The 24,072-nt window shown below is 64.0% G+C and carries 26 protein-coding genes and 1 tRNA gene; 16 read left to right on the forward strand and 11 right to left on the reverse strand.

Annotated elements, in window-relative coordinates; genetic code table 11:
- Position 1: 1 nt before the first annotated feature.
- Positions 2–1,741 carry an AAA family ATPase gene (locus DBY63_RS12520; protein ID WP_108582055.1) on the forward strand — a complete coding sequence of 580 codons (1,740 nt, stop codon included), beginning with the start codon at positions 2–4 and terminating at the stop codon, positions 1,739–1,741.
- A 95-nt stretch (positions 1,742–1,836) separates the two neighbouring features.
- Here DBY63_RS12520 and DBY63_RS24755 read toward each other — a convergent pair whose 3' ends face one another.
- Positions 1,837–2,418 (reverse strand): hypothetical protein, encoded by a 582-nt coding sequence (locus DBY63_RS24755; RefSeq protein ID WP_146750253.1) that lies wholly within the window; start codon positions 2,416–2,418, stop codon positions 1,837–1,839.
- Here DBY63_RS24755 and DBY63_RS12530 point away from each other — a divergent pair.
- Positions 2,417–4,480 (forward strand): DNA cytosine methyltransferase, encoded by a 2,064-nt coding sequence (locus DBY63_RS12530; protein WP_108582053.1) that lies wholly within the window; start codon positions 2,417–2,419, stop codon positions 4,478–4,480. The genes DBY63_RS24755 and DBY63_RS12530 overlap by 2 nt on opposite strands.
- Before the next feature lie 12 nt (positions 4,481–4,492).
- Here the strand turns inward: DBY63_RS12530 and DBY63_RS24760 are convergent, their stop codons facing one another.
- Complete coding sequence (locus DBY63_RS24760) at positions 4,493–4,951, reverse strand: hypothetical protein (RefSeq protein WP_146750254.1); 459 nt, start codon at positions 4,949–4,951, stop codon at positions 4,493–4,495.
- 171 nt (positions 4,952–5,122) lie between these two features.
- On the opposite strand from DBY63_RS24760, the gene DBY63_RS12535 reads away from it, so the two are divergent.
- From DBY63_RS12535 to DBY63_RS12545, 3 genes are all read left to right on the forward strand, one after another.
- Positions 5,123–5,407 carry a hypothetical protein gene (locus DBY63_RS12535; protein WP_108582052.1) on the forward strand — a complete coding sequence of 95 codons (285 nt, stop codon included), beginning with the start codon at positions 5,123–5,125 and terminating at the stop codon, positions 5,405–5,407.
- Between the two features lie 94 nt (positions 5,408–5,501).
- Positions 5,502–5,738 (forward strand): DUF4224 domain-containing protein, encoded by a 237-nt coding sequence (locus tag DBY63_RS12540; protein ID WP_108582051.1) that lies wholly within the window; start codon positions 5,502–5,504, stop codon positions 5,736–5,738.
- A gap of 1 nt (position 5,739) precedes the next feature.
- Positions 5,740–6,807: a tyrosine-type recombinase/integrase gene (locus tag DBY63_RS12545; RefSeq protein ID WP_108582050.1), complete on the forward strand. Its 1,068-nt coding sequence runs from the start codon at positions 5,740–5,742 to the stop codon at positions 6,805–6,807.
- A gap of 121 nt (positions 6,808–6,928) precedes the next feature.
- On the opposite strand, the gene DBY63_RS12550 is transcribed toward DBY63_RS12545, so the two are convergent.
- A tRNA-Ser gene (locus DBY63_RS12550) sits at positions 6,929–7,016 on the reverse strand.
- Positions 7,017–7,143: 127 nt separating this feature from the next.
- Here DBY63_RS12550 and DBY63_RS12555 point away from each other — a divergent pair.
- From DBY63_RS12555 to DBY63_RS12585, 7 genes are all read left to right on the forward strand, one after another.
- Positions 7,144–7,812: a Bax inhibitor-1/YccA family protein gene (locus DBY63_RS12555; protein WP_108582049.1), complete on the forward strand. Its 669-nt coding sequence runs from the start codon at positions 7,144–7,146 to the stop codon at positions 7,810–7,812.
- A 49-nt stretch (positions 7,813–7,861) separates the two neighbouring features.
- Positions 7,862–8,257, forward strand: coding sequence for a sulfurtransferase complex subunit TusD (gene tusD / locus DBY63_RS12560; RefSeq protein ID WP_007162312.1), 396 nt, complete (start codon positions 7,862–7,864; stop codon positions 8,255–8,257).
- Between the two features lies 1 nt (position 8,258).
- Positions 8,259–8,615, forward strand: a complete 357-nt coding sequence (tusC, locus tag DBY63_RS12565; RefSeq protein ID WP_108582048.1) for a sulfurtransferase complex subunit TusC — start codon at positions 8,259–8,261, stop codon at positions 8,613–8,615.
- The gene (gene tusB, locus DBY63_RS12570) at positions 8,612–8,911 is read left to right on the forward strand and encodes a sulfurtransferase complex subunit TusB (protein WP_108582047.1); all 300 of its coding nucleotides are present in this window, start codon (positions 8,612–8,614) and stop codon (positions 8,909–8,911) included. Before tusC ends, tusB begins: the two co-directional genes overlap by 4 nt.
- 2 nt (positions 8,912–8,913) lie before the next feature.
- Positions 8,914–9,225 (forward strand): TusE/DsrC/DsvC family sulfur relay protein, encoded by a 312-nt coding sequence (locus tag DBY63_RS12575; protein WP_108582046.1) that lies wholly within the window; start codon positions 8,914–8,916, stop codon positions 9,223–9,225.
- Positions 9,222–10,205 (forward strand): glycosyl transferase family protein, encoded by a 984-nt coding sequence (locus DBY63_RS12580; protein WP_108582045.1) that lies wholly within the window; start codon positions 9,222–9,224, stop codon positions 10,203–10,205. Before DBY63_RS12575 ends, DBY63_RS12580 begins: the two co-directional genes overlap by 4 nt.
- Positions 10,206–10,270: 65 nt before the next feature.
- Positions 10,271–11,272: a glutathione S-transferase family protein gene (locus DBY63_RS12585; protein ID WP_108582044.1), complete on the forward strand. Its 1,002-nt coding sequence runs from the start codon at positions 10,271–10,273 to the stop codon at positions 11,270–11,272.
- Positions 11,273–11,275: 3 nt separating this feature from the next.
- On the opposite strand, the gene cysG is transcribed toward DBY63_RS12585, so the two are convergent.
- From cysG to DBY63_RS12610, 5 genes are read right to left on the reverse strand one after another with little or no spacing between them, the layout of a single operon-like run.
- Entirely contained in the window at positions 11,276–12,670 is a 1,395-nt protein-coding gene (gene cysG / locus DBY63_RS12590) for a siroheme synthase CysG (protein ID WP_007162306.1), read from the reverse strand.
- A complete protein-coding gene (serS, locus tag DBY63_RS12595; RefSeq protein ID WP_027597797.1) occupies positions 12,670–13,947 on the reverse strand; it encodes a serine--tRNA ligase in 1,278 nt (425 codons plus the stop codon). Before serS ends, cysG begins: the two co-directional genes overlap by 1 nt.
- A 47-nt stretch (positions 13,948–13,994) precedes the next feature.
- Complete coding sequence (locus DBY63_RS12600; protein ID WP_108582043.1) at positions 13,995–15,323, reverse strand: replication-associated recombination protein A; 1,329 nt, start codon at positions 15,321–15,323, stop codon at positions 13,995–13,997.
- Between the two features lie 9 nt (positions 15,324–15,332).
- On the reverse strand, positions 15,333–15,956 hold the full coding sequence (lolA, locus tag DBY63_RS12605) for an outer membrane lipoprotein chaperone LolA (protein WP_007162303.1): 624 nt from the start codon (positions 15,954–15,956) through the stop codon (positions 15,333–15,335).
- 17 nt (positions 15,957–15,973) lie between these two features.
- Positions 15,974–18,457 carry a DNA translocase FtsK gene (locus DBY63_RS12610; RefSeq protein WP_108582042.1) on the reverse strand — a complete coding sequence of 828 codons (2,484 nt, stop codon included), beginning with the start codon at positions 18,455–18,457 and terminating at the stop codon, positions 15,974–15,976.
- A 256-nt stretch (positions 18,458–18,713) separates the two neighbouring features.
- Here DBY63_RS12610 and aat point away from each other — a divergent pair, with 256 nt between their 5' ends.
- From aat to infA, 3 genes are all read left to right on the forward strand, one after another.
- Positions 18,714–19,403 (forward strand): leucyl/phenylalanyl-tRNA--protein transferase, encoded by a 690-nt coding sequence (gene aat / locus DBY63_RS12615; RefSeq protein WP_077173029.1) that lies wholly within the window; start codon positions 18,714–18,716, stop codon positions 19,401–19,403.
- Positions 19,404–19,438: 35 nt separating this feature from the next.
- The gene (locus DBY63_RS12620) at positions 19,439–20,146 is read left to right on the forward strand and encodes an arginyltransferase (RefSeq protein ID WP_007162300.1); all 708 of its coding nucleotides are present in this window, start codon (positions 19,439–19,441) and stop codon (positions 20,144–20,146) included.
- Positions 20,147–20,240: 94 nt separating this feature from the next.
- Positions 20,241–20,459, forward strand: a complete 219-nt coding sequence (infA, locus tag DBY63_RS12625) for a translation initiation factor IF-1 (protein ID WP_002553999.1) — start codon at positions 20,241–20,243, stop codon at positions 20,457–20,459.
- Between the two features lie 71 nt (positions 20,460–20,530).
- Here infA and clpA read toward each other — a convergent pair whose 3' ends face one another.
- Both clpA and clpS read right to left on the reverse strand, forming a co-directional pair.
- Positions 20,531–22,801, reverse strand: coding sequence for an ATP-dependent Clp protease ATP-binding subunit ClpA (gene clpA, locus DBY63_RS12630; protein WP_007162299.1), 2,271 nt, complete (start codon positions 22,799–22,801; stop codon positions 20,531–20,533).
- Between the two features lie 48 nt (positions 22,802–22,849).
- Positions 22,850–23,206, reverse strand: a complete 357-nt coding sequence (gene clpS / locus DBY63_RS12635; RefSeq protein ID WP_007162298.1) for an ATP-dependent Clp protease adapter ClpS — start codon at positions 23,204–23,206, stop codon at positions 22,850–22,852.
- Between the two features lie 222 nt (positions 23,207–23,428).
- Between clpS and cspD the strand changes: the two genes are divergently transcribed.
- The gene (cspD, locus tag DBY63_RS12640; RefSeq protein ID WP_007162297.1) at positions 23,429–23,704 is read left to right on the forward strand and encodes a cold shock domain-containing protein CspD; all 276 of its coding nucleotides are present in this window, start codon (positions 23,429–23,431) and stop codon (positions 23,702–23,704) included.
- Positions 23,705–23,706: 2 nt separating this feature from the next.
- On the opposite strand, the gene DBY63_RS12645 is transcribed toward cspD, so the two are convergent.
- Positions 23,707–24,027, reverse strand: a complete 321-nt coding sequence (locus tag DBY63_RS12645) for a SelT/SelW/SelH family protein (protein WP_108582041.1) — start codon at positions 24,025–24,027, stop codon at positions 23,707–23,709.
- Positions 24,028–24,072 lie beyond the last annotated feature (45 nt).

Here is a 24,072-nt window from a genome sequence, read left to right on the forward strand (position 1 = left end):
CATGCGCGTCACGAATATCACCGTTACCAACGTCCAGGGGCTGCGAAATGCAGCCCTTGCCGTATCTGAGCCCCTGCTGCTGGTGTCGGGTGACAACGGCGCCGGGAAGTCCAGCCTGCTAGATGCGATCAGCATGGCGTTCACCGGCCAGCCGCGCCGGGTGTCCCTGAAGAAGGACCTGGGCCAGCTGGTCAATGACGATGCCAAGAAAGGCGAGGCCCACGTCGCCTACGTCGACGCCGCCGGCGAAAGCCAAACCGCATGGATGATGCTGCCGGGTGGTAAATCGGTGGTAATTCCCGATGCGCCGTTCCTGCCCTTCGTCCTGGAAGCTGCGAAGTTCGCGGCCCTGGATGGTAAGGAGCGCCGGAAAATGCTTTTCGAGCTGACCGGTGCCGGCGCCGGCGCTGCCGAGGTGGCCCGCCGCCTCGAGGCCCAGGGCGCCGACCTGGCGAAGTTCGAGAAGGTGAAGCCGCTGCTGCGCGGTGGCTTCCCCGCCGCCGAGGCCCAAGCCAAGGAATACGCCGCCGAGTCGCGCGGCGCCTGGAAGGCCATCACCGGCGAGAACTACGGCAGCCAGAAGGCAGAGGCCTGGAAGCCGGAGCTGCCACCCACCACCGTCACCCAGGAGCAGATTGCTGACGCCGCCAAGGCCTTGTCCGATCTCGACAGCGACCTGGCCGAAGCGCAGCAGACCCTGGGTGGCCACAAGGCCAACGCCCAGGCCGCCTCCCAGCGCCAGGCCAAGGTCGCGGCACTGCGCGAGACGGCTGACCTGCTGCAACGGCGCCAGGACAAACTCGGCGCCGACCAGGCCCGAGTGACCGAATGGGAGCCGAAGGTGGCCGAGGCCCAGCGCGCCGCAGCCGGCGAGCCCGCGCACGATCCGCTGGCCTGCCCGCACTGCCAGGGCCAGGTGCTGGTGGAACGCGGCCAGTTGGTGGCGTACGTGGCGCCAGAGCAGGTCGCCGAGCCGGAGGCCGCCCGCCGCCTGGTCGAGTACCAGGGCTATCTGCAGAGCGCCCAGCGCGCCGTGACCGCCAGCCAGCGCGATGTCGACCAGTCCCGGGCCGCTGCTGAGCAGCTGGCGGACCTGGAACAGGAGGCCGCCGCGGTACCGGATGCCAAGGCCATGCAGAACGCCGAGCAGGCCATCACCGAGATCCGCCAGGAGCGCGACAAGGCTCGGGCCAAGCACCAGGCTCTGCTGGATGCACACGGCGCCATCGTCGGCCGCGACGCGGCGATAGCCAACGCTGCCCAGCACCATGCCGACGTCGTGGCCTGGTCGCTGATCGCCGAGGCCCTGGCGCCCACCGGCATCCCCGCCGAGATCCTGGCTGGCGCACTGGACCCGTTCAACGAGCTGCTGGCGGCTCAGGCCGCGGTGGCCACCTGGCAACCGGTGGTCATCACCCCCGAGATCGAGATCACCTACGGCGGGCGTCTCTACGGCCTGCTCTCGGAATCGGAGAAGTGGCGCGCCGACACCTTGCTGGCTATCGCCATCGCGCGGCTGTCCGGCATCCGCCTGGTCCTGCTGGATCGCTTCGACGTGCTGCAGCCCACCGCCCGCCCCCAGGCGCTGAAGCTGCTGCTCAGCCTGACCCGCTCCGGCGACCTCGATAGCGCAGTCATGGCCGGGACGATGAAGGAGCCAATGGCAAAGGTGCCGGCGGGGATCCAGCAGGTATGGATCCAGGGCGGCGTGATCACCGAGACCGAAGATAAGGCCGCATAAGCGGCCTATCTGCACAAGCTGAGTGCCTACCTTGTCTTTAAGCTATTAACGCAGGACAGATAGGCACTTCGGTCATCGGTCAGGCTCAACACGTATCACGAAACCATCTCGGCCAGCATGACTATCTCTTCCGCAACACTAATTCGCTCTAAATCATTAATCCTATTTATTAACGCGAAATATAGCATCGTGGCCGACAGGGCGAATATGGTTCTATTATCACCCTCATATGGATGCTCTACTTTTTTAGGAAACTCCAAGTTTCCGACAAAAGATGCAATTCGGGCATCGTCAAAGGAAATTGAAAGCATCGCATTATGCGCAAACTGATTACGTATCTTTACTAGGTATTTGAAATCATGCATCTCTGTCTTCGACAGGACGCCAATCAGATAGGCATTCTCAATCGAGAAATCAAGCCTCCCAGGCGGTGCAAGGTTTCTGTGCATGCTCTCTGAAGCTAGCGGCATTCTTCGAGCCATGAGATCCCGCAAGGCATCTTCAAGTACACAAAGAGTAAGAACTGCACAGCCACGTGCCGACTCTTTTTCGAACGCAACTAGAAATTCATTAAATCCCAGAACTTGTTTTTCATTCAAATCAAAATACCTCAGAAATAAGATTGAACCCGCAATAGCATTCTGTTCAACCAAACCCATTTGAAGGAATCCTAACATGACCGCATTCCAGCGGCGGGCCTCGCTCGACTTCAAAACGCAGTACGGCCTGGGCTTCAGCAGCCAGGACGACGAGATCATCGTGGACTTCTTCTGCGGTGGCGGCGGCGCCGGTACTGGGCTGGAGATGGGACTGGGCCGCCCTGTGGCGGTTGCCAAGAACCACAGCGCGGCGGCGATCAGCATGCACACCGCCAACCACCCCACCGCCCGGCACTTCACCACCGACGTCTTCGACGGTGATCCAGATGCCGAGTGTGCGGGCCGCCCGGTCGGCTGGTTCCACATGAGCCCCGACTGCACCCACCACAGCCAGGCCGCCGGCGGCCAGCCGCGGAAGCGCGAGATCCGGAACTTGTCCTGGATTGGCCTGAAGTGGGCCGGCAAGAAGCGCCCCCGGGTGATCAGCCTGGAGAACGTGAAGCAGATCCTGCAGTGGGGCCCGCTGATCGCCAAGCGGTGCAAGGCTACCGGCCGGGTGATGAAGGTCGACGGCACTGTGGCCGCCCAGGGCGAGCGCGTGCCGGTGCACCAGCAGTTCCTGGTGCCGGACCCGAAGCGTAAGGGCCAGACATGGCGCCGCTTCGTCCAACTGCTGCAGGGCATGGGCTACCAGGTGGAGTGGCAAGTCGGCCGGGCCTGCGACTACGGCGCGCCCACCAGCCGCGAGCGCCTGTTCATGATCGCCCGCTGCGATGGCCAGCCCATCGTCTGGCCGGCGCCGACGCACGCCAAGGCCCCGGCCAAGGGGCAGAAGAAGTGGCGCAGCGCCAGCGAGTGCATCGACTGGTCGATCCCGTGCCCTTCGATCTTCGAGCGGAAGAAGCCGCTGGCGGCCGCCACGCTGCGCCGGGTGGCCAAGGGCATGCGGAAGTTCGTGCTGGACTCGGCGGATCCCTTCATCGTGCCGATTGCCAACTGGTCGCGGGAAGCCGCGCTTTCAACTGCCGATCCGCTACACACCGTCACCGCCTGGCCGCGGGGTGGCTCGTTCGCGATCGCCAGCCCCACCCTGATCGGCCTCGGCGGCCCGGCCTATGCCGGAAAGCCCGCTGATGCTGGCGCGCCGCTGGGCAGCGTCCTGACCGAGAACCACCGGGCTATCGTAGCGACGACCCTGGTGTCGGTAGGCTACGGCGAGCGGGACGGCCAAGAGCCTCGGGTGCCCGGCTTGGACAAGCCCCTGGGCACGGTCATGGCTGGCGGCATCAAGCACGCGGTGGCGGCTGCCCACCTGGTGAAATTCCGCTTCGACTCTGGCGGCGCTGCTGCCGACGAGCCGATGCCGACGATCACCAGCGGCGGCAACTGCCAGCGTCCGGCTGGTGCGGCCCACGCCATGGGCGTCTGCACTGCCTTCCTGGAGCAGGCGAACGGCGGCTTCAATACCACGCTAGCGCACAGCGTAGAGCGGCCGATGACCACCGTGACCAACTCGGGCAGCCAGCAGCGTCTGGCGGTGGCCACCCTCGCCCACCTGCGCGGCAACTGCGATGCCCGGGCGCCGCAGGATCCGCTGCACACCATCAGCGCCGCGGGCCAGCACCATGGCGCGGTCACCGCGTTCCTGTCCCGTCAGTTCGGCGCTTCCATCGGCCAGGGCGTGGACGAGCCAGCGCCCACCGTCACCGCGGGCGGCGGCGGCAAGACCTCGGTGGTCGAGCTGCAGCTGGCGCCCGAGGTAGAAGCCGGCGCTCTGCGCGTGGCGGCCTTCCTGATGAGCTACTACGGCACCGACAACACCAGTCGGCCGGACGAGCCGTCGCCCACGGTCACCACCAAGGACAGGCTGGCCCTGGTCACCGTCACCATCCAGGGCACGCCCTACGTGGTGGTGGACATCGGCCTGCGCATGCTGCAGCCGCGGGAGCTGTACCGCGCCCAGGGCTTCCCGGAGGACTACCAGATCGACCGCGGCGCCGACGGCAAGGCGTTCACCAAGAGCCAGCAGGTGCACATGTGTGGGAACAGCGTCAGCCCTCCCCACATGGCGGCGATCGCCCGGGCCAATGATCCGTGGCGTGTAGCCCAGGAAATCACTCCCAGTATCGTCGCGGCTTAATCTGCAAAATAACTACTTGGACGATACGGCGTGAGGCTCGTTCAAGTATCTCTTTATTGGCTCAGACGCTACGGCAACAATCAGTGCCGACAATAAACTGATTATTGCAACGACGAGTATCCTGTCCCGATCGGCCTTTCGATCAGAAAGGTATTCAAGACCCTTCCCACCCAAATAAAAATAAGAGTTGTCATTCGTCGTACCGCCCATAGTGTGGGCGCTTTTGTAGATCTGAGGCCCATCGCCCTGGGCCCATGCCTGTAACAGATGCGTCATATAAGTGTCTGCAAACTTAGGACTATCAGGGATAGGCCCAGTAAAACCTAAATATCCGGAACTAATAAGACTGGCAAGAGGGTAAAAATCACGATGATCATTAGTTATTCTAGAGACCATCTTAATCGCATCAAACACACCGAGCGTTTGTTTATCGTAAACCTCTTTGAGAATCTTCAAAGTGGATTTTTTCACAGGAAACTCCATTTAATCGGGACCGCTATTATGGATAGCAAAGAAACCTTGGTTAAGCGAGAAAGGCTGTGAACTCTCCGATCTACTGCCGCACCAGCGGCCAGCGCGTCGGCACGTGCGCGTGCCTGCGCTGCAATCCCCCACCACCTGATCCAGCACGAGGGCACTGACATGGCTCGGCAACCCATTAAAACCCTGGTGCGCGGCGAGCGGCTCACGCTGCGCGAGGTGTCCGACCGCTACGGTATCGCCTACGAGGCAGTGCGCGAGCGGTACTACCGAGCCAAGAAGCGCGGCGAGGACCTGGTCAAGCCTTCGCAGAAGGCCAAACAGACGAAGCGCCTGGTGCTGGCTTTGCTGGAGCAGGAATTCGCTGGAGTTGAAGTCGCCAGGGCCCTGGGCTGCAGCCCCCAGGTAGTCAGCTACTACAAGACCACCTACCTATCTGACCGGTAAACGCCTCGTCACCTGAGCCGAACGCGCCAGCTATTCGACTCACCCCTCTCCTATCATCTTGCACCGCTGGCCGCCGGCCGGCGAAGGACTCCCTATGCCCGAAGTATCTGAGTTCCTCGACGGCCAGGAGCTGGCCACCATGATCGGCCGCAAGTCGAAAGCTGCCCAATGCGCCTGGCTGGACGCGCACGGGTGGCGCTACGAACGCAACGCCGCCGGCCGCCCGGTTGTAGGGCGCGTCTATGCCCGGCTGAAGCTGGCCGGCGTGAAGCCGAATGCCACCAATGCTGCGTCCGACGCCTGGGCGCTGGACTTATCGAGAGTGAGTTGAGATGCGCCCGAAGGAACCAGGGAATAGGGATTTGCCGCCAAGGATGATCAGGCGGACCAGGAAGCTGAAGTCTGGAAGGGTCTGGGTTGCCTACTACTACAACCAGACTCTGCCGGGAGGGGGACAGAAGGAGATTCCGCTGGGCGGGGACCTCGACGAGGCGAAAGCGGAATGGGCACGGCTCGAACGGACAACGATGCCGAAGTCCATGAAGCGCCTGGGAGATGTGTTTGATCGGTACGAGCGGGAGATTGTCCCGTCTAAGGCAGCCCGGACACAGAGGGACAACCTGCTATCGCTGAAGCAGCTGCGCGCAGCGTTCTCCGATGCACCAGTCGAGGCGGTGACGCCGCAGGTCATCGCCCAGTACCGGGACAAGCGGACAGCGAAGGTTCGGGCGAATCGAGAGATCGCCCTGCTATCCCACGTCTACAACATCGCCAGGGAATGGGGGATCACCAACATGGAGAACCCGGCCAAGGGCGTGCGGAAGAACAAGGAAACGCCACGGGACTTCTATGCACGGGACGAGGTATGGAATGCGGTCTACGCCCACGCCTGCATCGAGCTGCGTGACGCCATGGACCTGGCCTACCTGACGGCGCAGCGGCCCAGCGACGTGCTGGTCGCTCGTGCCGCCGACATCCAGGACGGGTTCCTGCTGGTGGCCCAAGGCAAGACGTCCAAGAAGCTGCGGATCAGGCTTCTAGCCGGCGAGGTGCCGACCGCCTTGGGCGTGCTGGTTAAGAAGCTGCTGGAGCAGCGGAAGGACCGGGGAGTGGTCGGGCCGTACTTGGTCACCACGCCAGACGGTCGCCGACTGACTTCGAGCATGCTCCGGATCCGCTTCGACGAGGCACGGATAGATGCTGCAGCGGCAGCGCTGGAAAGCCTCGATGAGATGTTGGCCGCCGCTATTCGCCAGTTCCAGTTCAGGGACATCCGACCTAAAGCAGCGTCCGAGATTGAGGACCTGGGGCGCGCATCGAAGCTCCTCGGCCATACCGACAAGCGCATAACCGAGACCGTCTACCGGCGCGTCGGCGAAGTCGTTGACCCTACCCGCTGATCCGGTAGTTACGGAAACTCACTTTAAAGTTACGGAAACCGGCCTCATATAAAGGCTAGCTGAAGTCGTGCGCCCAGAAACGCGAAAGCCCCGTCATGCGGGGCTTTCAGGGTGTTGCAGGTGGCGGAAGCGCAGAGATTCGAACTCTGGGACCCTTGCGAGTCGGCGGTTTTCAAGACCGCTGCCTTAAACCACTCGGCCACACTTCCGTAAGAGGGGCGCATAGTACCTGATGGCAACACACTGTCAAACAGTCGCAAGCGATCCTTAAGCAACATTTGCTATCTTCGGGGTCGTACGGTACATCACACCGTTAATTTAGCTTTGGAGTACACCATGAACGAGCGTCAATACGCCTACAACCCTGCTATCGCGCAACCGCGGGACGTCAGCCGTGTATTGCGCAACACCTATGCCCTGCTGGCCATGACTCTGGCGTTCAGCGGCCTGGTCGCCTACGTCTCGCAGCAGATGCGACTGCCCTACCCCAACATCTTCGTGGTCCTGATCGGCTTCTATGGCCTGTTCTTCCTGACCGTGAAGACCCGCGACAGCGGCTGGGGTCTGGTCAGTACCTTCGCCCTCACCGGCTTCATGGGCTACACCCTGGGCCCGATCCTGAACATGTACCTGGGCCTGCCCAACGGTGGCAGCGTGATCGCCTCCGCTGCCGGCATGACCGCCCTGGCCTTCTTCGGCCTGTCGGCCTACGCCCTGATCAGCCGCAAGGACATGAGCTTCCTCAGTGGCTTTCTGATGGCGGGCTTCTGGATCCTGCTGGGCGCCGTGGTGCTGTCCTTCTTCGTCCAGATCAGCGGCCTGCAACTGGCCATCAGCGCGGGCTTCGTGCTGTTCGCCGCCGCGGCCATCCTGTTCCAGACCAGCGCCATCGTGCACGGTGGTGAAGACAACTACATCATGGCTACCATCACCCTGTACGTCTCGATCTACAATATGTTCATCAGCTTGCTGCAGATCTTCGGATTCGCCAGCAACAACGATTGATCACGAGCGGTAGCCCAAGAGGCCCGCTTCGGCGGGCCTTTTTACATCCATGAAATTTGCCATCGTTGTCCTTTCTCCACCCCAGGCGCCTTCGGCGCGTCGGGCCCTGCGCTTCTGCGAGGCGCTGCTGGCCGGGGGTCACGAGCTGTCGCGCCTCTTTCTTTACCGCGACGGCGTCCATAACGCGTCTCACGCCCTGGTCAGTGGCCAGGACGAATCCGATCTGCCCGCCCGTTGGCGCGAGCTGATCGAACGCCACCAGATCGACGCCGTGGTCTGCATCGCCGCCGCCCTCAAGCGGGGGCTGCTGGACGAGAACGAAGCGCGGCGCTACGAACGTGAGGGCGCGGTGAACGTGCGGGCGCCCTGGCAGCTGTCCGGCCTGGGCCAGTTGCACGAGGCGGTGCAGGACGCCGATCGCCTGCTCTGCTTTGGAGGCGACTAGCATGGCCAGGAGTACTCTCGTCATCTCCCGCCAACCGGCCCTGAGCGGCCCCGGTCCGCGCGAGGCGCTGGATATCGTACTGGCCGGTGGTGCCTTCGAATTGCCCCTGGCGCTGCTGTTCGCGGGTCCTGGCGTAACCCAGCTGCTGGCGGCCGACAGTGCAGCCATCGAGCAGAAGGACCTGAGCGCCAACTTCTCTGCGCTGCCGCTGTTCGGTGTCGAGGCCATCTACGCTGAAGCCGCCGCCCTACACCGCCTGGGCATCACGCCGGAGCAGTTGCCCGCCTGGGTGACTCCGCTGGAGCCCGAGGGGCTGATGGCGCTGATCCACGACCATGACCAGGTGATTTCCATTTGACTACCCTGCACCTGTTTTCCCGCTCGCCGCTACTGGACGCCGGTGCCCTGGACGGCCTGAGCTGGGTCCGCGGCGAGGACACCGTTCTGCTCACCGGCGCTGCCGTCGAGGCCCTGCGCTCTGGCAGCGCGGCGGCGGAGTTGTTGACGCAACTCCCGGCCGAGGCGGCCCTCTATGCCCTGGCGGAAGACGTCCAGGCGCGTCGCCTGCAACCCGAGCGGGCCGTGACCCTGATCGACTACCCCACCTTCGTCGACCTGAGCGTGAGCTGCGCCAAGGTCATCAGCTGGACCTAGCCATGCCTCTCGACCTCGACCCCGAAGGCTATCTGCGCGACCTCTCCCAGTGGAGTCCCGAAGTAGCCCAGCAACTGGCACTCAAGGAAGGCATCGAGCTGACCGAACGCCACTGGCAGGTGCTGCAGGCGCTGCGTGACTTCTACGCACAATTCCAGCTTTCACCAGCCAACCGGCCACTGATCAAGTACATTGCCCAGACGCTGGGCCCGGAATTGGGCGCCAGTCTGCAGCTCAACCTGCTGTTCAAGGGCGCGCCGGCCAAGCTCGGCGCCAAACTGGCCGGCCTGCCGAAACCGGATAATTGCCTATGACCCTCACCACGCCCGAAGAACACCCCTTCGCCGTCTATGTCCGGGCCCTGGGCAAGGGCAAGCGCGGCGCCCGCAGCCTGACCGAGGCCGAGGCGGAAATGGCCATGGGCCTGATCCTCGACGGCCAGGTGACCGAAGCCCAGCTCGGTGCCTTTCTCATGCTGCTCAGACACAAGGAAGAGAGCGCCGAGGAACTGGCCGGCTTTACCCGCGCCGTCCGGGCGCGGCTGCAGCCGCCTGGCTTCACGGTCGACCTCGACTGGCCCTCCTACGCGGGCAAGAAGCGTCACCTGCCCTGGTACCTGCTGGCGGTGAAATGCCTGGCCGGCAGTGGCGTGCGGGTGGTCATGCATGGCGGTGGTACCCACACCGCGGGCCGACTCTATACCGAACAGTGCCTGGCCGACCTGGGGATGCCGACCGCCACTGACTGGCGGGACGTCGACGCCCTGCTCGATCGCGGTCAGCCGGCCTTCCTGCCGCTGGCCGCCTGGATGCCGGCCCTGCAGCGGATGATCGATCTCAAGGCCGAGCTCGGCCTGCGCTCGCCGATCCACTCCCTGGTCCGGCTGCTCAACCCCAGCCAGGCGCGCTGCATCCTGCAGAGCATCTTCCATCCGGGTTACCAGGAGGTGCACCGCGAGGCCAGTCGTCTGCTGGGTGATGACAGCATCGTCATCAAGGGCGAAGGCGGTGAAGTCGAGCGCAATCCCGATGTCATCGCCCACCTCTACGGCACCCGTGGCGGCGAAGCCTGGGACGAAAGCTGGCCGGCGCTGACCGAGCGTCGCCAGGTCAAGCCGGAGCGCCTCGATCCGGCCCTGCTCGCCGCCACCTGGCGCGGGGAAGCGGAAGACCCCTATGGGCGCCTGGCGGTCATCGCCACCCTGGCCGTGGCCCTGCGCGCCCTGGGCCAGGACCAGGCCAGCGCCCAGCGCGAAGCCGAGCGACGCTGGGAAGCGCGCGACCGGACGCTCTGACGTCGCCTCAGGAACCCGGAGCGGCTCCCCGGGTTCCTAACCGCAACGCAGCGGAGGATGACGATATGGGCTTGTTGGTCGATGGGCAGTGGCAGGACCGCTGGTACGACAATGGCAAGGATGGCCATTTCAAACGGGAAGAGGCCCAGCGTCGGGACTGGATCGCCCGCCCCGAGCAAGCCATTCCGCAAGGCGCCTCGCGCTACGCCCCGGAAGCCGGGCGCTACCACCTCTATGTGTCCCTGGCCTGTCCCTGGGCCCACCGCACCCTGATCTATCGCCAGCTCAAGGGCCTCAGGGACCTGATCGGCGTCTCGGTGGTCAGCTGGCTGATGCGCGAGGAAGGCTGGACCTTCGACCTGGCCAAGGGCTCCAGTGGTGACGACCTCTATCACCTCGAGCGTCTCTACCAGCTCTATCAGCGCGACCAGGCCGACTACACCGGCCGAGTTACCGTGCCGGTGCTCTGGGATCGCCAGGAGGAGCGCATCGTCAGCAACGAATCCGCCGAGATCATCCGCATGTTCAACGGCGCCTTCGACGAGCTGACCGGCAATCGCCTGGACCTCTACCCGGAGGCCCTGCGCGGGCGCATCGACGCCCTCAACGAGCGCATCTATCCGACGGTCAACAACGGCGTCTACCGGGCTGGCTTCGCTACCACCCAGGAGGCCTACGAAGAGGCCTTCGACGAGGTCTTCGCCACCCTCGACGACCTGGAAAAGCTGCTGCAGACCCAGCGCTATCTCACCGGCGAATGGCTTACGGAAGCCGATTGGCGCCTGTTCACCACCCTGATTCGCTTCGACGCCGTTTACCACGGCCACTTCAAATGCAATCTGCGGCGCATCCGGGACTATCCGGCGCTACAGGGCTGGCTGAGGGAGCTGTATCAGTGGCCGGGGATCGCCGAGACCGTGGACTTCGAGCACATCAAGCACCACTACTATGGCAGCCATGCGCAGATCAATCCGACCGGTATCGTGCCCAAGGGGCCGGCCCTGGAGCTGGATCTGCCCCATGGCCGCGAGGCCCTGAGCAGTGCCGGCATCCAGGGCGCGGCCTAGGTGTCAGACCGTCGTCTGGGCGCCTTCGAACCAGGCCAGCTTCTCGCGTAGTGCCACCACTTCGCCGACGATCACCAGCGTCGGCGCGTGGACCTCATGCTCGGCAACCAGCTGCGGCAGATCCTGCAGGGTACCGGTAAATACCCGCTGATTGAGCGTGGTGCCCTGTTGCACCAACGCCGCCGGCGTTGCCGGATCCTTGCCATGGGCGATGAGTTGCTCGCAGATGGTGGGCAGTCCCACCAGGCCCATGTAGAACACCAGGGTCTGCCCCGGCGCCACGAGATCGGTCCAGGGCAGATCGGCCGAGCCGTCCTTGAGATGGCCGGTGACGAAGCGCACCGACTGGGCATGGTCCCTGTGGGTCAGGGGAATGCCAGCATAGGCCGCACAGCCACTGGCCGCGGTGATGCCCGGCACCACCTGGAAGGGAATGCCTTCGGCCGCCAGCTCCTCGATTTCCTCGCCCCCGCGACCGAAGATGAAGGGATCGCCTCCCTTCAATCGCAGGACCCGCTTGCCCTCCCGGGCCAGCTTGACCAGCAGGCGATTGAGATCATCCTGCGGCACCGCATGCTCGGCGCGACGCTTGCCGACATAGATGCGATCGGCATCGCGCCGGCACATGTCGAGGATGGTTGGGGCCACCAGGCGGTCGTAGAGCACTACGTCGGCCTGCTGCATCAGCCGCAGGGCGCGGAAGGTCAGCAGATCCGGATCGCCGGGACCGGCGCCGACCAGATAGACCTCGCCGCGAAAGGTGGCGGTCTCGCTGGTCAGCTTGGCTTCCAGCAGCTGTTCGGCCGCCTGGGGCTGGCCGGAAAAGACCTTTTCCGCGACCTCGCCTTGGAACACTTCTTCCCAGAAGATCCGCCGCGCCTGGAGATCGGCGAAGCGCGTCTTCACCCGGGCGCGAAAGCGCTGGGCCAGTTGCGCCAGCTGCCCGTAGGTCGCCGGGATCCAGCTCTCCAGCTTGGCCCGCACCAGGCGCGCCAGCACCGGGGCGTCACCGCCGCTGGAGATGGCGATCACCAGGGGCGACCGATCGACGATGGCCGGGAAGATCACGGTGCACAGCTTCGGCGCATCCACCGCGTTGACCGGCAGGCCCAGGGCCTGGGCGTCGTGGGACACCCTCTCGTTGACCTCGTCATCGTCGGTGGCCGCGATCACCAGGCAATGTCCGGCGAGATGGTCCGCCGCATAGCGCTCGACCCGGCAACTGCCGCCCCGCGCCTCGACGAAGGCGCGCACCTCAGGCTCGATCTCCGGCGCCACCAGGGTGATGAGCGCGCCGGCTTCGGCCAGCAGCACGCTCTTGCGCAGGGCGATATCGCCCCCGCCGATCACCAGTACCGGACGGCCGTCGAGCTTGTGGAAGAGCGGCAGGTAGTCCATCAGCCGATGACCTCGAGGCCACCCATGTAGGGCTTGAGGACGTCGGGAACGCGGATGCTGCCATCGGCCTGCTGATAGTTCTCCAGCACGGCGACCAGGGTACGACCCACGGCCAGGCCGGAGCCGTTGAGGGTATGCACCAGCTCGGGCTTGCCCTCGGCGTTGCGATAGCGGGCCTGCATGCGGCGCGCCTGGAAATCACCGCAATTGGAGCAGGACGAGATCTCGCGATACTTGCCCTGGCTCGGCACCCAGACTTCCAGGTCGTAGGTCTTGGTGGCACCGAAGCCCATGTCGCCGGTGCACAGCGACAGCACCCGGTAGGGCAGTTCCAGGCGCTGCAGTACGGTCTCGGCGTGGCCGGTCAGCTCTTCCAGGGCCTGGAAGGAGGTGCTCGGCTCGACGATATGGACCATCTCCACCTTGTCGAACTGGTGCTGACGGATCATGCCGCGGGTGTCGCGCCCCGAGGCTCCGGCTTCGCTGCGGAAGCAGGGAGTATGGGCGGTGAACTTGAGCGGCAGACGCTTGGCGTCGAGGATCTGGCCGGCGACCAGGTTGGTCAGGGTGACCTCGGCGGTGGGGATCAGGTAGAGATCGCTCTCGCCTTCGCGGCCGATCTTGAACAGGTCTTCCTCGAACTTGGGCAGCTGACCGGTGCCCTGCAGGGTTTCGGCCTGCACCAGGTAGGGCGTATAGGTCTCTTCGTAGCCGTGCTCGCCGGTGTGCAGGTTGAGCATGAACTGCGCCAAGGCGCGGTGCAGACGGGCGATGGGGCCACGCATCACGGCGAAGCGGGCGCCGGAGAAACGCGCAGCGGTCTCGAAGTCCAGCCAGCCGTGGGTCTCGCCCAAGGCGACGTGATCCTTGATCTCGAAGTCGAACTCACGCGGCGTGCCCCAGCGACGGACCTCGACGTTGTCGTCTTCGTCCTTGCCGACCGGTACCGAGGCATCGGGCAGGTTGGGCAGGCCCAGCAGCAGGGCATCCAGCTCACCCTGGACCAGATCCAGCTCGCGCTTGGCTTCTTCCAGTTCGCTACCCATGCGATCGACCTCGGCCAGCAGCGGCGCGATGTCTTCACCGCGCGCCTTGGCCTGGCCGATCCCCTTGGAGCGGGCATTGCGCTCGGCCTGCAGGGTCTCGGTGCGGGTCTGCACGGCCTTGCGACGAGCTTCCAGCGACTCCACCAGGCTGACGTCCAGGACGTAGCCACGGGTCGCCAGACGTGCGGCCACCTCCTCGGTTTGGGTGCGAACCAGTTTCGAATCAAGCATGTCCGTTTCTCTTGCTTAGGAATGGGGGCAACGGCGCGGGCGGGGGGTCAGGAACGCCGCCGGCGCTGGCGCGGGCTGGACCGGTCGAGGTCCGCCAGGTGCTGCAGTTTATCGCGGATCTTCAGCTCCAGCCCACGGGGAACCGGCTCATAGTAACGGCGCGGCTCGAGCTCTTCGGGAAAGTAGTCCTCGCCCGCGGCATAGGCCTCAGGCTCATCATGGGCATAGCGGTATTCGTCGCCGTAGCCGAGATTCTTCATCAGTTTGGTCGGTGCGTTGCGCAGGTGCAGCGGCACCTCGCGCGAGCCGTTCTGGCGCACATCGGCCAGGGCGGCCTTGTAGCCCAGGTAGACGGCGTTGCTCTTGGGCGCGCAGGCCAGATAGACGATCGCCTGGGCGATGGCCAGCTCGCCTTCCGGACTGCCCAGGCGCTCCTGGACGTCCCAGGCGTCCAGGCACAGGCTCAGGGCGCGCGGATCGGCGTTGCCGATGTCTTCGCTCGCCATGCGCACCACTCGCCGGGCGATGTACAGCGCATCGCAGCCACCGTCGATCATCCGCGCGAACCAGTAGAGGGCACCATCGGGATTCGAGCCGCGCACCGATTTGTGCAGCGCGGAGATCTGGTCGTAGAAGGCCTCGCCACCCTTGTCGAAGCGGCGGCGCTGATCGCCCAGCAGACTCTGGAACAGCTCGGCGTCCAGGACGCCGCCATCCTCGGCCAGGTCCGCGGCGTTCTCCAGCAGGTTGAGCAGTCGGCGACCGTCGCCATCGGCCGCGGCCAGCAGCAGCGCCAGGGCGTCGTCGGGCAGACTCAGCTGGCGCTCGCCCAGGCCCTTGGCGCTGGTCAGGGCGCGGCGTGCCAGGCCGCCGAGAGCCTCGTCGTCCAGGCTCTTGAGCACATAGACCCGCGCTCGCGAGAGCAGCGCGTTGTTGAGCTCGAAGGAGGGATTCTCGGTGGTCGCCCCGATGAAGATCAGGGTGCCATCCTCGACATAGGGCAGAAAGGCGTCCTGCTGCGACTTGTTGAAGCGATGCACCTCGTCGACGAAGAGGATGGTGCGGCGGCGATACTGGGCGGCCTGCTGCTTGGCCACCTCCACCGCGTGGCGGATCTCCTTGACCCCGGAGAGTACCGCCGACAGCGTTTCGAAATGGGCCTCGGAGACCTGCGCCAGCAGCCGCGCCAGGGTGGTCTTGCCCACCCCGGGCGGCCCCCAGAAGATCATCGAATGCAGCGCACCCTGCTCCAGCGCCTCGCGCAGGGGCTTGCCCCGCGCCAGCAGGTGCTGCTGACCCGCGTATTCATCGAGGGTCTCGGGACGCATGCGGGCAGCCAAGGGCTGCCCGACGGGTGCGGTGCTGAAGAGATCCATGGGGTGCGATCACTCCTGGATGACGTCGGCTCCCTTGGGCACCTGGAAGGTGAACTGGGACGCGGCCACCGGCTCGTTGAGCTTGACGTTGAAGAAGAGGATGTTGGTTCGCTGACCGGCACCGTCGATCAACTGCATGTCGTTGATCACGCCGTTGCGGAAGGACAGCCGCAGGCTGTCGAACAGGGTGTCCTTGGTCTTGGGCTTGAGCACGAAGTCGACGACGTTGCCGGCGTCCTTGCTGGTGACGTCGAAGCTGCTTTCGATCTTGGAGATGTCGCCCGACAGGAGCAGCGCCGGCGTCTGGGTCAGGCGCAGGTCCAGCTTGCGAATGGTGACCTGCTCCAGGTCCGGGTCGTACAGCCAGACCTGCTTGCCATCGGACACCAGCAGCTGCTCCTGGGGGGCATCGGAATGCCAGCGGAACAGCCCGGGACGCTTGAGGCTCATGTTGCCGGCGGTTTCCTGCAGGCGGGTACCCGAGCCATCCAAGGTCAGTTGCGAAAAGCGCGCGGTCAGGGTCTGGGCCTTGTCCAGCAGTTGCGACAGGCGACCCACCGACGCCTGGTCGGCATGGGCGGAAAAGCTTACGGCGGCCAGGGCGGCCAGGGCGAAGCAACGCAGCTTGTGCATCGAGGTCCTCATGGATGTCAGTCTCTCACCGGAGCAGGCGCTGTGACCTCACGCGAGCCGTTGGTGTTCATGGGCGATACGACACCGGCCATTTCCATGGTTTCGATCATGCGTGCCGCCCGGTTGTAACCGATCTTGAGCTTGCGCTGGACCGCGGAGATGGAAGCCCGGCGACTCTCGGTGACGAAGCGCACCGCTTCGTCGTAGAGCGGATCGTCCTCGTCGCTCTCGCCGCCTTCGCCACCACCCCCCTCGAAGCCTGCCCCGCCGCCCTCGTCCGGGCCGCTGAGGATGTCTTCGATGTAGTCGGGGGCGCCGCGCTCCTTCCAGGCCTCGACCACGCGATGGACCTCGTCGTCGGACACGAAGGCGCCGTGGACGCGAATCGGCAGGCCGGTACCCGGCGGCAGATAGAGCATGTCACCGTGACCAAGCAGCTGTTCGGCGCCGCCCTGGTCGAGAATGGTCCGGGAGTCGATCTTGCTCGACACCTGGAAGGCCATCCGCGTCGGGATGTTGGCCTTGATCAGACCGGTGATGACGTCCACCGAGGGACGCTGGGTGGCCAGGATCAGGTGGATGCCAGCCGCTCGCGCCTTCTGCGCGATCCGCGCGATCAGCTCTTCGACCTTCTTGCCGACGATCATCATCATGTCGGCGAATTCGTCCACCACCACCACGATGGTCGGCAGGGTCTTCAGTAGCGGCGCCTCGTCGTCCATGCTCTCGCGACGATAGAGCGGATCGGTCAGCGGCGTGCCCGCTTCCTCGGCGTCCTTCACCTTGCGGTTGAAGCCGGCCAGGTTACGCACGCCCATGGCCGCCATCAGCTTGTAGCGCCGCTCCATCTCCGCCACGCTCCAGCGCAGGGCGTTGGCGGCTTCCTTCATGTCGGTGACCACCGGACAGAGCAGGTGCGGAATGCCCTCGTAGATCGAGAGTTCCAGCATCTTGGGATCAATCATGATCAGCCGCGCGTCTTCCGGGCTGGACTTGAACAGGATCGACAGCAGCATGGCGTTCACGCCCACCGACTTACCGGAGCCGGTGGTACCGGCGACCAGCAGGTGCGGCATCTTGGCCAGGTCGGTGATCACCGGCTTGCCGCCGATGTCGTGACCCAGGGCCAGGGTGACGGGCGACTTGGCAGCCGCGTACTCGGGCGATTCGAGCACCTCGGAGAAGCGCACCATCTGGCGATCCTCGTTGGGAATCTCGATACCCACGGTGGTCTTGCCGGGAATGACTTCCACCACCCGGACGCTGAACACGGCGAGGGAGCGCGCCAGGTCCTTGGCCAGGTTGGAGATGCGACTGACCTTGACCCCGGCCGCCGGCTGAATCTCGAAGCGGGTGATCACCGGGCCGGGATGGACGCTCTCCACCAGCACCTCGACGCCGAACTCCTTGAGCTTGACCTCCAGCAGGCGCGACATGTTTTCGAGGAATTCCGGCGAGTAGCTCTGCTGTTTCTTTTCGGCGCGATCCAGGATTGATAGCGGCGGCAGGGTGCCCTCCAGGTCCGCATCGACACGGGTGACGGCGGCTGCCGGCGCATAAGGCGCAGGGGCTGGCGCCGGCGCAGCCTTGCGCGGCGGCGGGCTGGGCATGGCCACGCTGGCAGCCGCCGCGACGGGTGCGGCTGCAACTGGTACGGACTCCGCCGGCTCGGCGACGAAGCGACTGGGCGCCGGCATCTCGATGCGCGGCGCGGCGCGCTCGACCCGTGGCGGGGGCGCGATGTCGAGCAGGTCGTCGAGGTCTTCGTCGGCGACCGGAACCGGCACGTCACGCGCCTTGCTCTTGCGGGCCACCGGCGGTGACACCGGCTCGTCGAAGACGTCCAGCTCCGGAGCCTGACGGCGACCGCCGGCCAGGCGGCTGAAGCCACCCTGCACCAGATCCAGCAGATCGAGCACGACCTTGCCGGTGAAATCCATCACCTTGAACCAGGACAGGTCGGTGAAGACGGTGAGCCCCAGCAGGAACAGCGCGAGGAACAGCAGCGTGCTGCCCTGGACATTGAGGGCGGCGACCGACAGCTGCCCCAGGCTCTCGCCCAGCGCGCCGCCGGCGGACGCCGGCAGCGCCGAGGCCGCATGGAAGTGGATATAGGCCAGTACCGAACCCGAGATCACCAGCAGCACCAGGCCGGTCAGCCGCCAGGAAAACAGCCAGCCGCTCCATTCCCAGGGCAGATGCCGCTTGCGGAAGATCTGCCAGGTCTTGACGGCGAGCAGTACGGGAAACACAAAGGCGAAATAGCCGAGGGCCATGAACAGCACGTCGGCCAGCCAGGCGCCGGCGCGGCCCGCGGTGTTATGGACCTGATCGATGCGACTGGTGTGGGTCCAGCCCGGATCGGAGGGGTCGTAGCTCAGCAGAGCCATGAGCAGATACAGGCACAAGGCGGCCAGTGCGATGAGCACCACCTCCTTGAGACGATAATGCAGATGCTCACGCCATTGGTTGACGTGGCTGACAGAACTGGATTGCTTCAAGCGCGCTTTTCCCGCACACGGAACGTGTGACCGTGAATCAAAAACAGTGCGCCATTCTAGATCGCCCGGGCCCTGCTTCTACAGTCCCACGGCGAAACATGGCACGATAGCGGCCGGCCGTACCGGAACCGCCTTCAGGCACAACATTGGAGCATTCTTTCGTTGTCCTGACAAAGAGTTATGACGATTTCTTGAGCTTGTTACGCACAAGCGGCACAGCTTCGGCTCCACCCATCAGAAGGCGCCCTCCCCTACCATGGTGAAATGGCTGACCCGCGAAAGCCCCGACTTTCCGCCGCTGCAGCAGGCGCTACGCGAACCCAACGGCCTGCTGGCCATCGGCGGCGACCTGAGTGCGGCGCGCCTGATCAGCGCCTATCGACATGGCTGCTTTCCCTGGTACCAGGCCGGCCAGCCCCTGCTCTGGTGGTCGCCGGATCCGCGGACGGTGCTTTTTCCGCCGGATCTGCACGTCTCTCGCAGCCTGGCCAAGACTCTGCGCAAAACGCCGCTGCGGGTCACCTACGACCAGGCGTTCGAGCGGGTGATCCTGGCCTGCGCCGGTCCGCGCCGCGATGCGGACGGCACCTGGATCACCGCGGAGATGCGTCAGGCATACCAGCAACTGCACACCCAGGGCTGGGCCCACTCCGTGGAGGTCTGGGACGGCGACCAGCTCGTCGGCGGCCTCTATGGCATCGCCATGGGCAAGCTGTTCTTCGGCGAATCCATGTTCAGCCACGTCGACAACGCCTCCAAGATCGGCTTCGTGACCCTGGTCCGGGACCTGGCGGCCTGGGGCTTCGTGATGATCGACTGCCAGATGCAAACCGCACATCTGCAGAGTCTCGGTGCGAGCAGTCTCTCTCGGGAACGCTTTTCCGAATACCTGGCCAAATACCTGGATCAGGCCAGCATGGCCGCCTGGCCTACCTTCTGCGGGTGACTTACACTCAGGCTAGGCTTATGTAGAGGTTCGACATGACCGAGCTGGCGAGACTCAAGTTCTACGCAACCCAGCCTCACGCTTGCAGTTACCTGCCCAACGAGCAGGCGACCACGCTGTTTCTCGACCCCTCGCAGCCCATGAACGGCCAGATCTACGCGGAGTTGTCCGAACTGGGCTTCCGCCGCAGTGGCGACCACCTCTATCGTCCTCACTGCCAGCTCTGCAAGGCCTGTGTCCCCGCCCGCATTCCCGTCGCCCGCTTTCGCCCCAGCCGCAAGCAGAATCGCGTTCTCAAGCGCAACCTTGACATCAAGGTCAGCCGCTGCGACCCGGGCTTCACCGAAGAGCGCTATCAGCTGTACGCCCGCTACATCAGCGAGCGGCACGCCGACGGCGACATGTTCCCGCCGAGTCGCGGCCAGTTCTCCACCTTCCTGGTCAGCAACCTGCCCTACGCCTTCTTCTATGAGATGCGGGTGGAAGATCGTCTGATCGGAATCGCCGTCACCGATGTCCTGCCCAACGGCATGTCGGCCGTCTATACCTTCTACGATCCCAGCGAGGAGAAGCGCAGCCTCGGCGTCTTCGGCATCCTCTGGCAGATCGCGGAATCCCGGCGCCTTGGCCTGGATGCGGTTTATCTCGGTTACTGGATCAAAGGGTGTCGCAAGATGTCCTATAAGACCGAGTATCGCCCCATCGAGCTCTTCGTCAATCAGCGCTGGGTCGCCCTGGCCTGACGAAATAGCGCTTTTTCTGAATTTCTGTCAGAATATGGGCCTTTTTCGCCCGGACTGCTCTGGGCCTATCTTGTCACCGAGGGCTTTTCTATATATGTCGAAAGAAGACAGCTTCGAAATGGAAGGTACTGTCGTCGACACCCTGCCCAACACCATGTTTCGCGTGGAGTTGGAAAATGGGCACGTCGTCACCGCGCACATCTCCGGAAAGATGCGTAAGAACTACATCCGCATCCTGACGGGGGACAAGGTTCGCGTGGAGCTGACGCCTTACGATCTGAGCAAGGGCCGGATCACCTACCGCGCGCGTTAAGCGAATCCTTTCATGAAAAAGCCCGGCGATGCCGGGCTTTTTCATGAGCGATTGTAAACCGCGACCTGCCCTCAGGCAGGCTCGGCCGTGGTCTCGAACTCGAACTCCAGCTCGTCGTTCACCGCATCGATGTGCACGATACCGCCATGGTCGGCCAGATCGCCAAACAGGATCTGTTCGGCCAGCGGCCGCTTGATCTTGTCCTGGATGAGGCGCGCCATGGGACGAGCACCCATCTGCACGTCATAGCCACGCTCTGCCAGCCAGCCACGGGCCGCATCGCTGACCTCAAGCTGCACACGCTTGTCCTCGAGTTGCGCCTGGAGTTCGGTGAGGAACTTGTCGACGATGCTCTTGATGACTTCGGTGCTCAGGCGGCCGAACTGGATGATCGTGTCCAGACGGTTGCGGAACTCTGGCGTGAAGCTCTTCTTGATAACTTCCATGGCATCCGTGGTGTGATCCTGCAGCGTGAAGCCAATGGAGGCACGGGATGCGGTTTCGGCACCGGCGTTGGTGGTCAGGATCAGGATCACGTTACGGAAGTCGGCCTTGCGACCGTTGTTGTCCGTCAGGGTGCCGTGGTCCATGACCTGCAGGAGCAGGTTGAACACCTCGGGGTGGGCCTTCTCGATCTCGTCGAGCAGGAGCACGCAGTGCGGCGTCTTGGTGATGGCCTCGGTCAGCAGGCCACCCTGGTCGAAACCGACATAGCCGGGGGGCGCACCGATCAGCCGGGACACGGTATGCCGCTCCATGTACTCGGACATGTCGAAGCGCACCAGCTCCACACCCATGGCCTTGGCCAGCTGCCGCGCCACCTCGGTCTTGCCCACGCCGGTGGGACCTGCGAAGAGGAAGGAACCGACCGGCTTGTCCGGCGACTTCAGACCGGCACGGGACAGCTTGATGGCAGTGGACAGGGATTCGATCGCCAGGTCCTGACCGAACACGGTCAGCTTGAGGTCACGCTCCAAGTTGCGGAGCAGCTCCTTGTCGGAACTGTTGACGGTCTTGGGGGGAATCCGCGCGATCTTGGCGACGATGTCCTCGACCTGCTGCACGTCGATGCGCTCGGCGCGCCGATCCTCGGGCTGCAGGCGCTGATAGGCGCCGGCTTCGTCGATGACGTCGATGGCCTTGTCAGGCATGTGGCGGTCGTTGATGTAGCGGGCGGCCAGCTCGGCTGCCGCACGCAGCGCCTCATCGGTGTACTCGATGTGGTGATGCTGCTCGAAGCGCCCCTTGAGGCCACGCAGGATGCCGTAGGTGTCGTCCACCGAGGGCTCGACCACGTCGACCTTCTGGAAGCGCCGAGCCAGTGCCCGGTCCTTTTCGAAGATACCGCGGAATTCCTGGAAGGTGGTGGAGCCGATGCAGCGGATCTCACCGGAGGACAGCAGCGGCTTGAGCAGGTTGGAGGCATCCATCACCCCGCCCGAGGCCGCGCCGGCACCGATGATGGTGTGGATCTCGTCGATGAAGAGCACGGCATGGGGCCGTTTCTTCAGCTCGGCCAGCAGGGCTTTGAATCTCTTCTCGAAGTCACCACGGTACTTGGTGCCGGCCAGCAGGGCACCGAGGTCCAGGGAGTAGACCACGCTGTCCGCCAGCAGATCGGGGACCTGACCGTCGACGATGCGCTTGGCCAGGCCTTCGGCGATGGCGGTCTTGCCGACCCCGGCCTCACCCACCAGCAGCGGATTGTTCTTGCGACGCCGGGCGAGGATCTGGGCAACGCGCTCGACTTCGTGCTCGCGGCCGACCAGTGGATCGATGCGGCCCTGCCGCGCCTGCTCGTTGAGGTTGCTGGCGTAGGCTTCGAGCGGATTGTTGGAGGAACTGGGCTCGGCACCCTCCTCCTCGGCGGCGTCCTGATCCTGTTCGGCTTCAGGGGCGGCGCCGGGCACCTTGGAGATGCCGTGGGCGATGAAGTTGACCACGTCGATCCGCGCCACGCTCTGCTGCTTGAGCAGGAACACCGCCTGGCTTTCCTGTTCGCTGAAGATGGCCACCAGGACGTTGGCCCCGGTCACTTCGCGCTTGCCCGAGCTCTGCACGTGGAAGACCGCACGCTGCAGGACCCGCTGGAAGCCCAGCGTCGGTTGCGTTTCGCGCTCGTCATCCTGCTGTGGAATCAGGGGCGTGGTGGAATCTATGAATTCCAACAGATCGCGACGCAGGCGATCGATGTTGGCGCCGCAGGCTCTCAACACGGTGGCGGCCGCTTCGTTGTCCAGCAGCGCCAGCAGGAGGTGCTCAACGGTCATGAATTCATGACGCTTCGTCCTCGCCTCCTTGAAGGCGAGATTCAGGGTGACTTCGAGCTCACGATTCAACATAGCTTCACCTCATAGCCCAAGCAGCACAGTAGCCCAAGCAGCACAGATCTAACTTTCGATTTCGATTTCACACAGCAGCGGGTGGTTGCACTCCCTCGCATATTGATTGACTTGCATGGCCTTGGTTTCAGCGACATCGCGAGTAAATGTTCCGCAGACCGCCTTTCCCTGAGTATGCACAGTGAGCATCACCTGGGTAGCCGCTTCGCGGTTCATGCTGAAGTAGCGTTCCAGCACCTCGACGACGAACTCCATCGGGGTGTAGTCATCGTTATACATCAGAACGCGATATCTGGCTGGCCGTTTTAGTGCAGGTTTGGCTTCCTGCACCGCCAGGCCACCGTTGTCGCCGTCCTGATGTTCGTTGTCGTCCGCCGCCAGTCGGATGGGGTCGATTACACGCATTCTGATCGATTCCGAATTACGGGATGAATAGCAGGAAAAAAAGAGCTTGATCCACGTCTCAGCCGCCTAGTGCCTTGCCTTGACTAAGACTGAAAGGGTGTTACAAACATCCTGTACCCGACGAGGTACCAAGGGTTCCGTTGTAGTGGCGTCTGTGTGGATTCACTGGAACTGTAGTCGAATGATACTCCAGGCTTGGAGTCCTTTGCAGAGGGAGCCGGTATGCTCAGTGGCAAGGTCAAATGGTTCAACAACGCCAAAGGATATGGCTTCATCGTTGCAGATAACAGTGATGAAGACCTATTCGCTCATTACTCGGCCATTCAGATGGACGGTTACCGCACACTCAAGGCGGGCCAGGCGGTCAACTTCAATATCGTTCAGGGTCCCAAGGGCCTGCACGCCGTCGAGATTCGCGCGGCCGAAGTGAGCGCACCCGCCGCAGCGCCAGTCACCAATACCCTCGATGTACGGGATACGGTCAGCTCGGAAGCCTGATCTCACGCCCCTTCGGGGGCGCCATCCCCGCCTTCGCGCCGCTGTCCCTCGCCGTGCCCCAGATCGCGCTCCGGAAACATCAGGTCCCTGACCCGGTTCTTAAGCGTTCTGGCATCGGGAAAGCCGCCATCCCGCTTGCGCTCCCAGAGCACCTCCCCGCCACAGGCGATCTCGAACACACCACCGGTTCCCGGTAGCAGCGTCACCCCACCCAGATCCGTACCAAAGGTGCTGAGCAGCTCCTGAGCCAGCCAGCCCGAGCGCAGCAGCCATTGGCACTGGGTGCAGTAATGGATGGTGATGACAGGTTTGGCGTTCGCCACGGTACACCTCGCAAGGCCTGGGCTCCCTATAATACGCAGCCCTCG

The organism is Pseudomonas sp. RIT411 (assembly GCF_003057735.2).
GTDB classification, from domain to species: domain Bacteria; phylum Pseudomonadota; class Gammaproteobacteria; order Pseudomonadales; family Pseudomonadaceae; genus Chryseomonas; species Chryseomonas oryzihabitans.

What these genes read in the sequence shown, in the direction of transcription:
- DBY63_RS12545 (WP_108582050.1), top strand. Translation starts at nt 5,740, where the DNA reads ATGCGCCCGAAGGAACCAGGGAATAGGGATTTGCCGCCAAGGATGATC.
- aat (WP_077173029.1), top strand. Translation starts at nt 18,714, where the DNA reads ATGGTGAAATGGCTGACCCGCGAAAGCCCCGACTTTCCGCCGCTGCAG.
- DBY63_RS12530 (WP_108582053.1), top strand. Translation starts at nt 2,417, where the DNA reads ATGACCGCATTCCAGCGGCGGGCCTCGCTCGACTTCAAAACGCAGTAC.
- infA (WP_002553999.1), top strand. Translation starts at nt 20,241, where the DNA reads ATGTCGAAAGAAGACAGCTTCGAAATGGAAGGTACTGTCGTCGACACC.
- DBY63_RS12540 (WP_108582051.1), top strand. Translation starts at nt 5,502, where the DNA reads ATGCCCGAAGTATCTGAGTTCCTCGACGGCCAGGAGCTGGCCACCATG.
- DBY63_RS12585 (WP_108582044.1), top strand. Translation starts at nt 10,271, where the DNA reads ATGGGCTTGTTGGTCGATGGGCAGTGGCAGGACCGCTGGTACGACAAT.
- DBY63_RS12575 (WP_108582046.1), top strand. Translation starts at nt 8,914, where the DNA reads ATGCCTCTCGACCTCGACCCCGAAGGCTATCTGCGCGACCTCTCCCAG.
- tusD (WP_007162312.1), top strand. Translation starts at nt 7,862, where the DNA reads ATGAAATTTGCCATCGTTGTCCTTTCTCCACCCCAGGCGCCTTCGGCG.
- DBY63_RS12580 (WP_108582045.1), top strand. Translation starts at nt 9,222, where the DNA reads ATGACCCTCACCACGCCCGAAGAACACCCCTTCGCCGTCTATGTCCGG.
- DBY63_RS12600 (WP_108582043.1), bottom strand. Translation starts at nt 15,323, where the DNA reads ATGGATCTCTTCAGCACCGCACCCGTCGGGCAGCCCTTGGCTGCCCGC.
- clpA (WP_007162299.1), bottom strand. Translation starts at nt 22,801, where the DNA reads ATGTTGAATCGTGAGCTCGAAGTCACCCTGAATCTCGCCTTCAAGGAG.
- cspD (WP_007162297.1), top strand. Translation starts at nt 23,429, where the DNA reads ATGCTCAGTGGCAAGGTCAAATGGTTCAACAACGCCAAAGGATATGGC.
- clpS (WP_007162298.1), bottom strand. Translation starts at nt 23,206, where the DNA reads ATGCGTGTAATCGACCCCATCCGACTGGCGGCGGACGACAACGAACAT.
- tusC (WP_108582048.1), top strand. Translation starts at nt 8,259, where the DNA reads ATGGCCAGGAGTACTCTCGTCATCTCCCGCCAACCGGCCCTGAGCGGC.
- lolA (WP_007162303.1), bottom strand. Translation starts at nt 15,956, where the DNA reads ATGCACAAGCTGCGTTGCTTCGCCCTGGCCGCCCTGGCCGCCGTAAGC.
- DBY63_RS12535 (WP_108582052.1), top strand. Translation starts at nt 5,123, where the DNA reads ATGGCTCGGCAACCCATTAAAACCCTGGTGCGCGGCGAGCGGCTCACG.
- DBY63_RS12555 (WP_108582049.1), top strand. Translation starts at nt 7,144, where the DNA reads ATGAACGAGCGTCAATACGCCTACAACCCTGCTATCGCGCAACCGCGG.
- DBY63_RS12620 (WP_007162300.1), top strand. Translation starts at nt 19,439, where the DNA reads ATGACCGAGCTGGCGAGACTCAAGTTCTACGCAACCCAGCCTCACGCT.
- cysG (WP_007162306.1), bottom strand. Translation starts at nt 12,670, where the DNA reads ATGGACTACCTGCCGCTCTTCCACAAGCTCGACGGCCGTCCGGTACTG.
- DBY63_RS12520 (WP_108582055.1), top strand. Translation starts at nt 2, where the DNA reads ATGCGCGTCACGAATATCACCGTTACCAACGTCCAGGGGCTGCGAAAT.
- serS (WP_027597797.1), bottom strand. Translation starts at nt 13,947, where the DNA reads ATGCTTGATTCGAAACTGGTTCGCACCCAAACCGAGGAGGTGGCCGCA.
- DBY63_RS24755 (WP_146750253.1), bottom strand. Translation starts at nt 2,418, where the DNA reads ATGTTAGGATTCCTTCAAATGGGTTTGGTTGAACAGAATGCTATTGCG.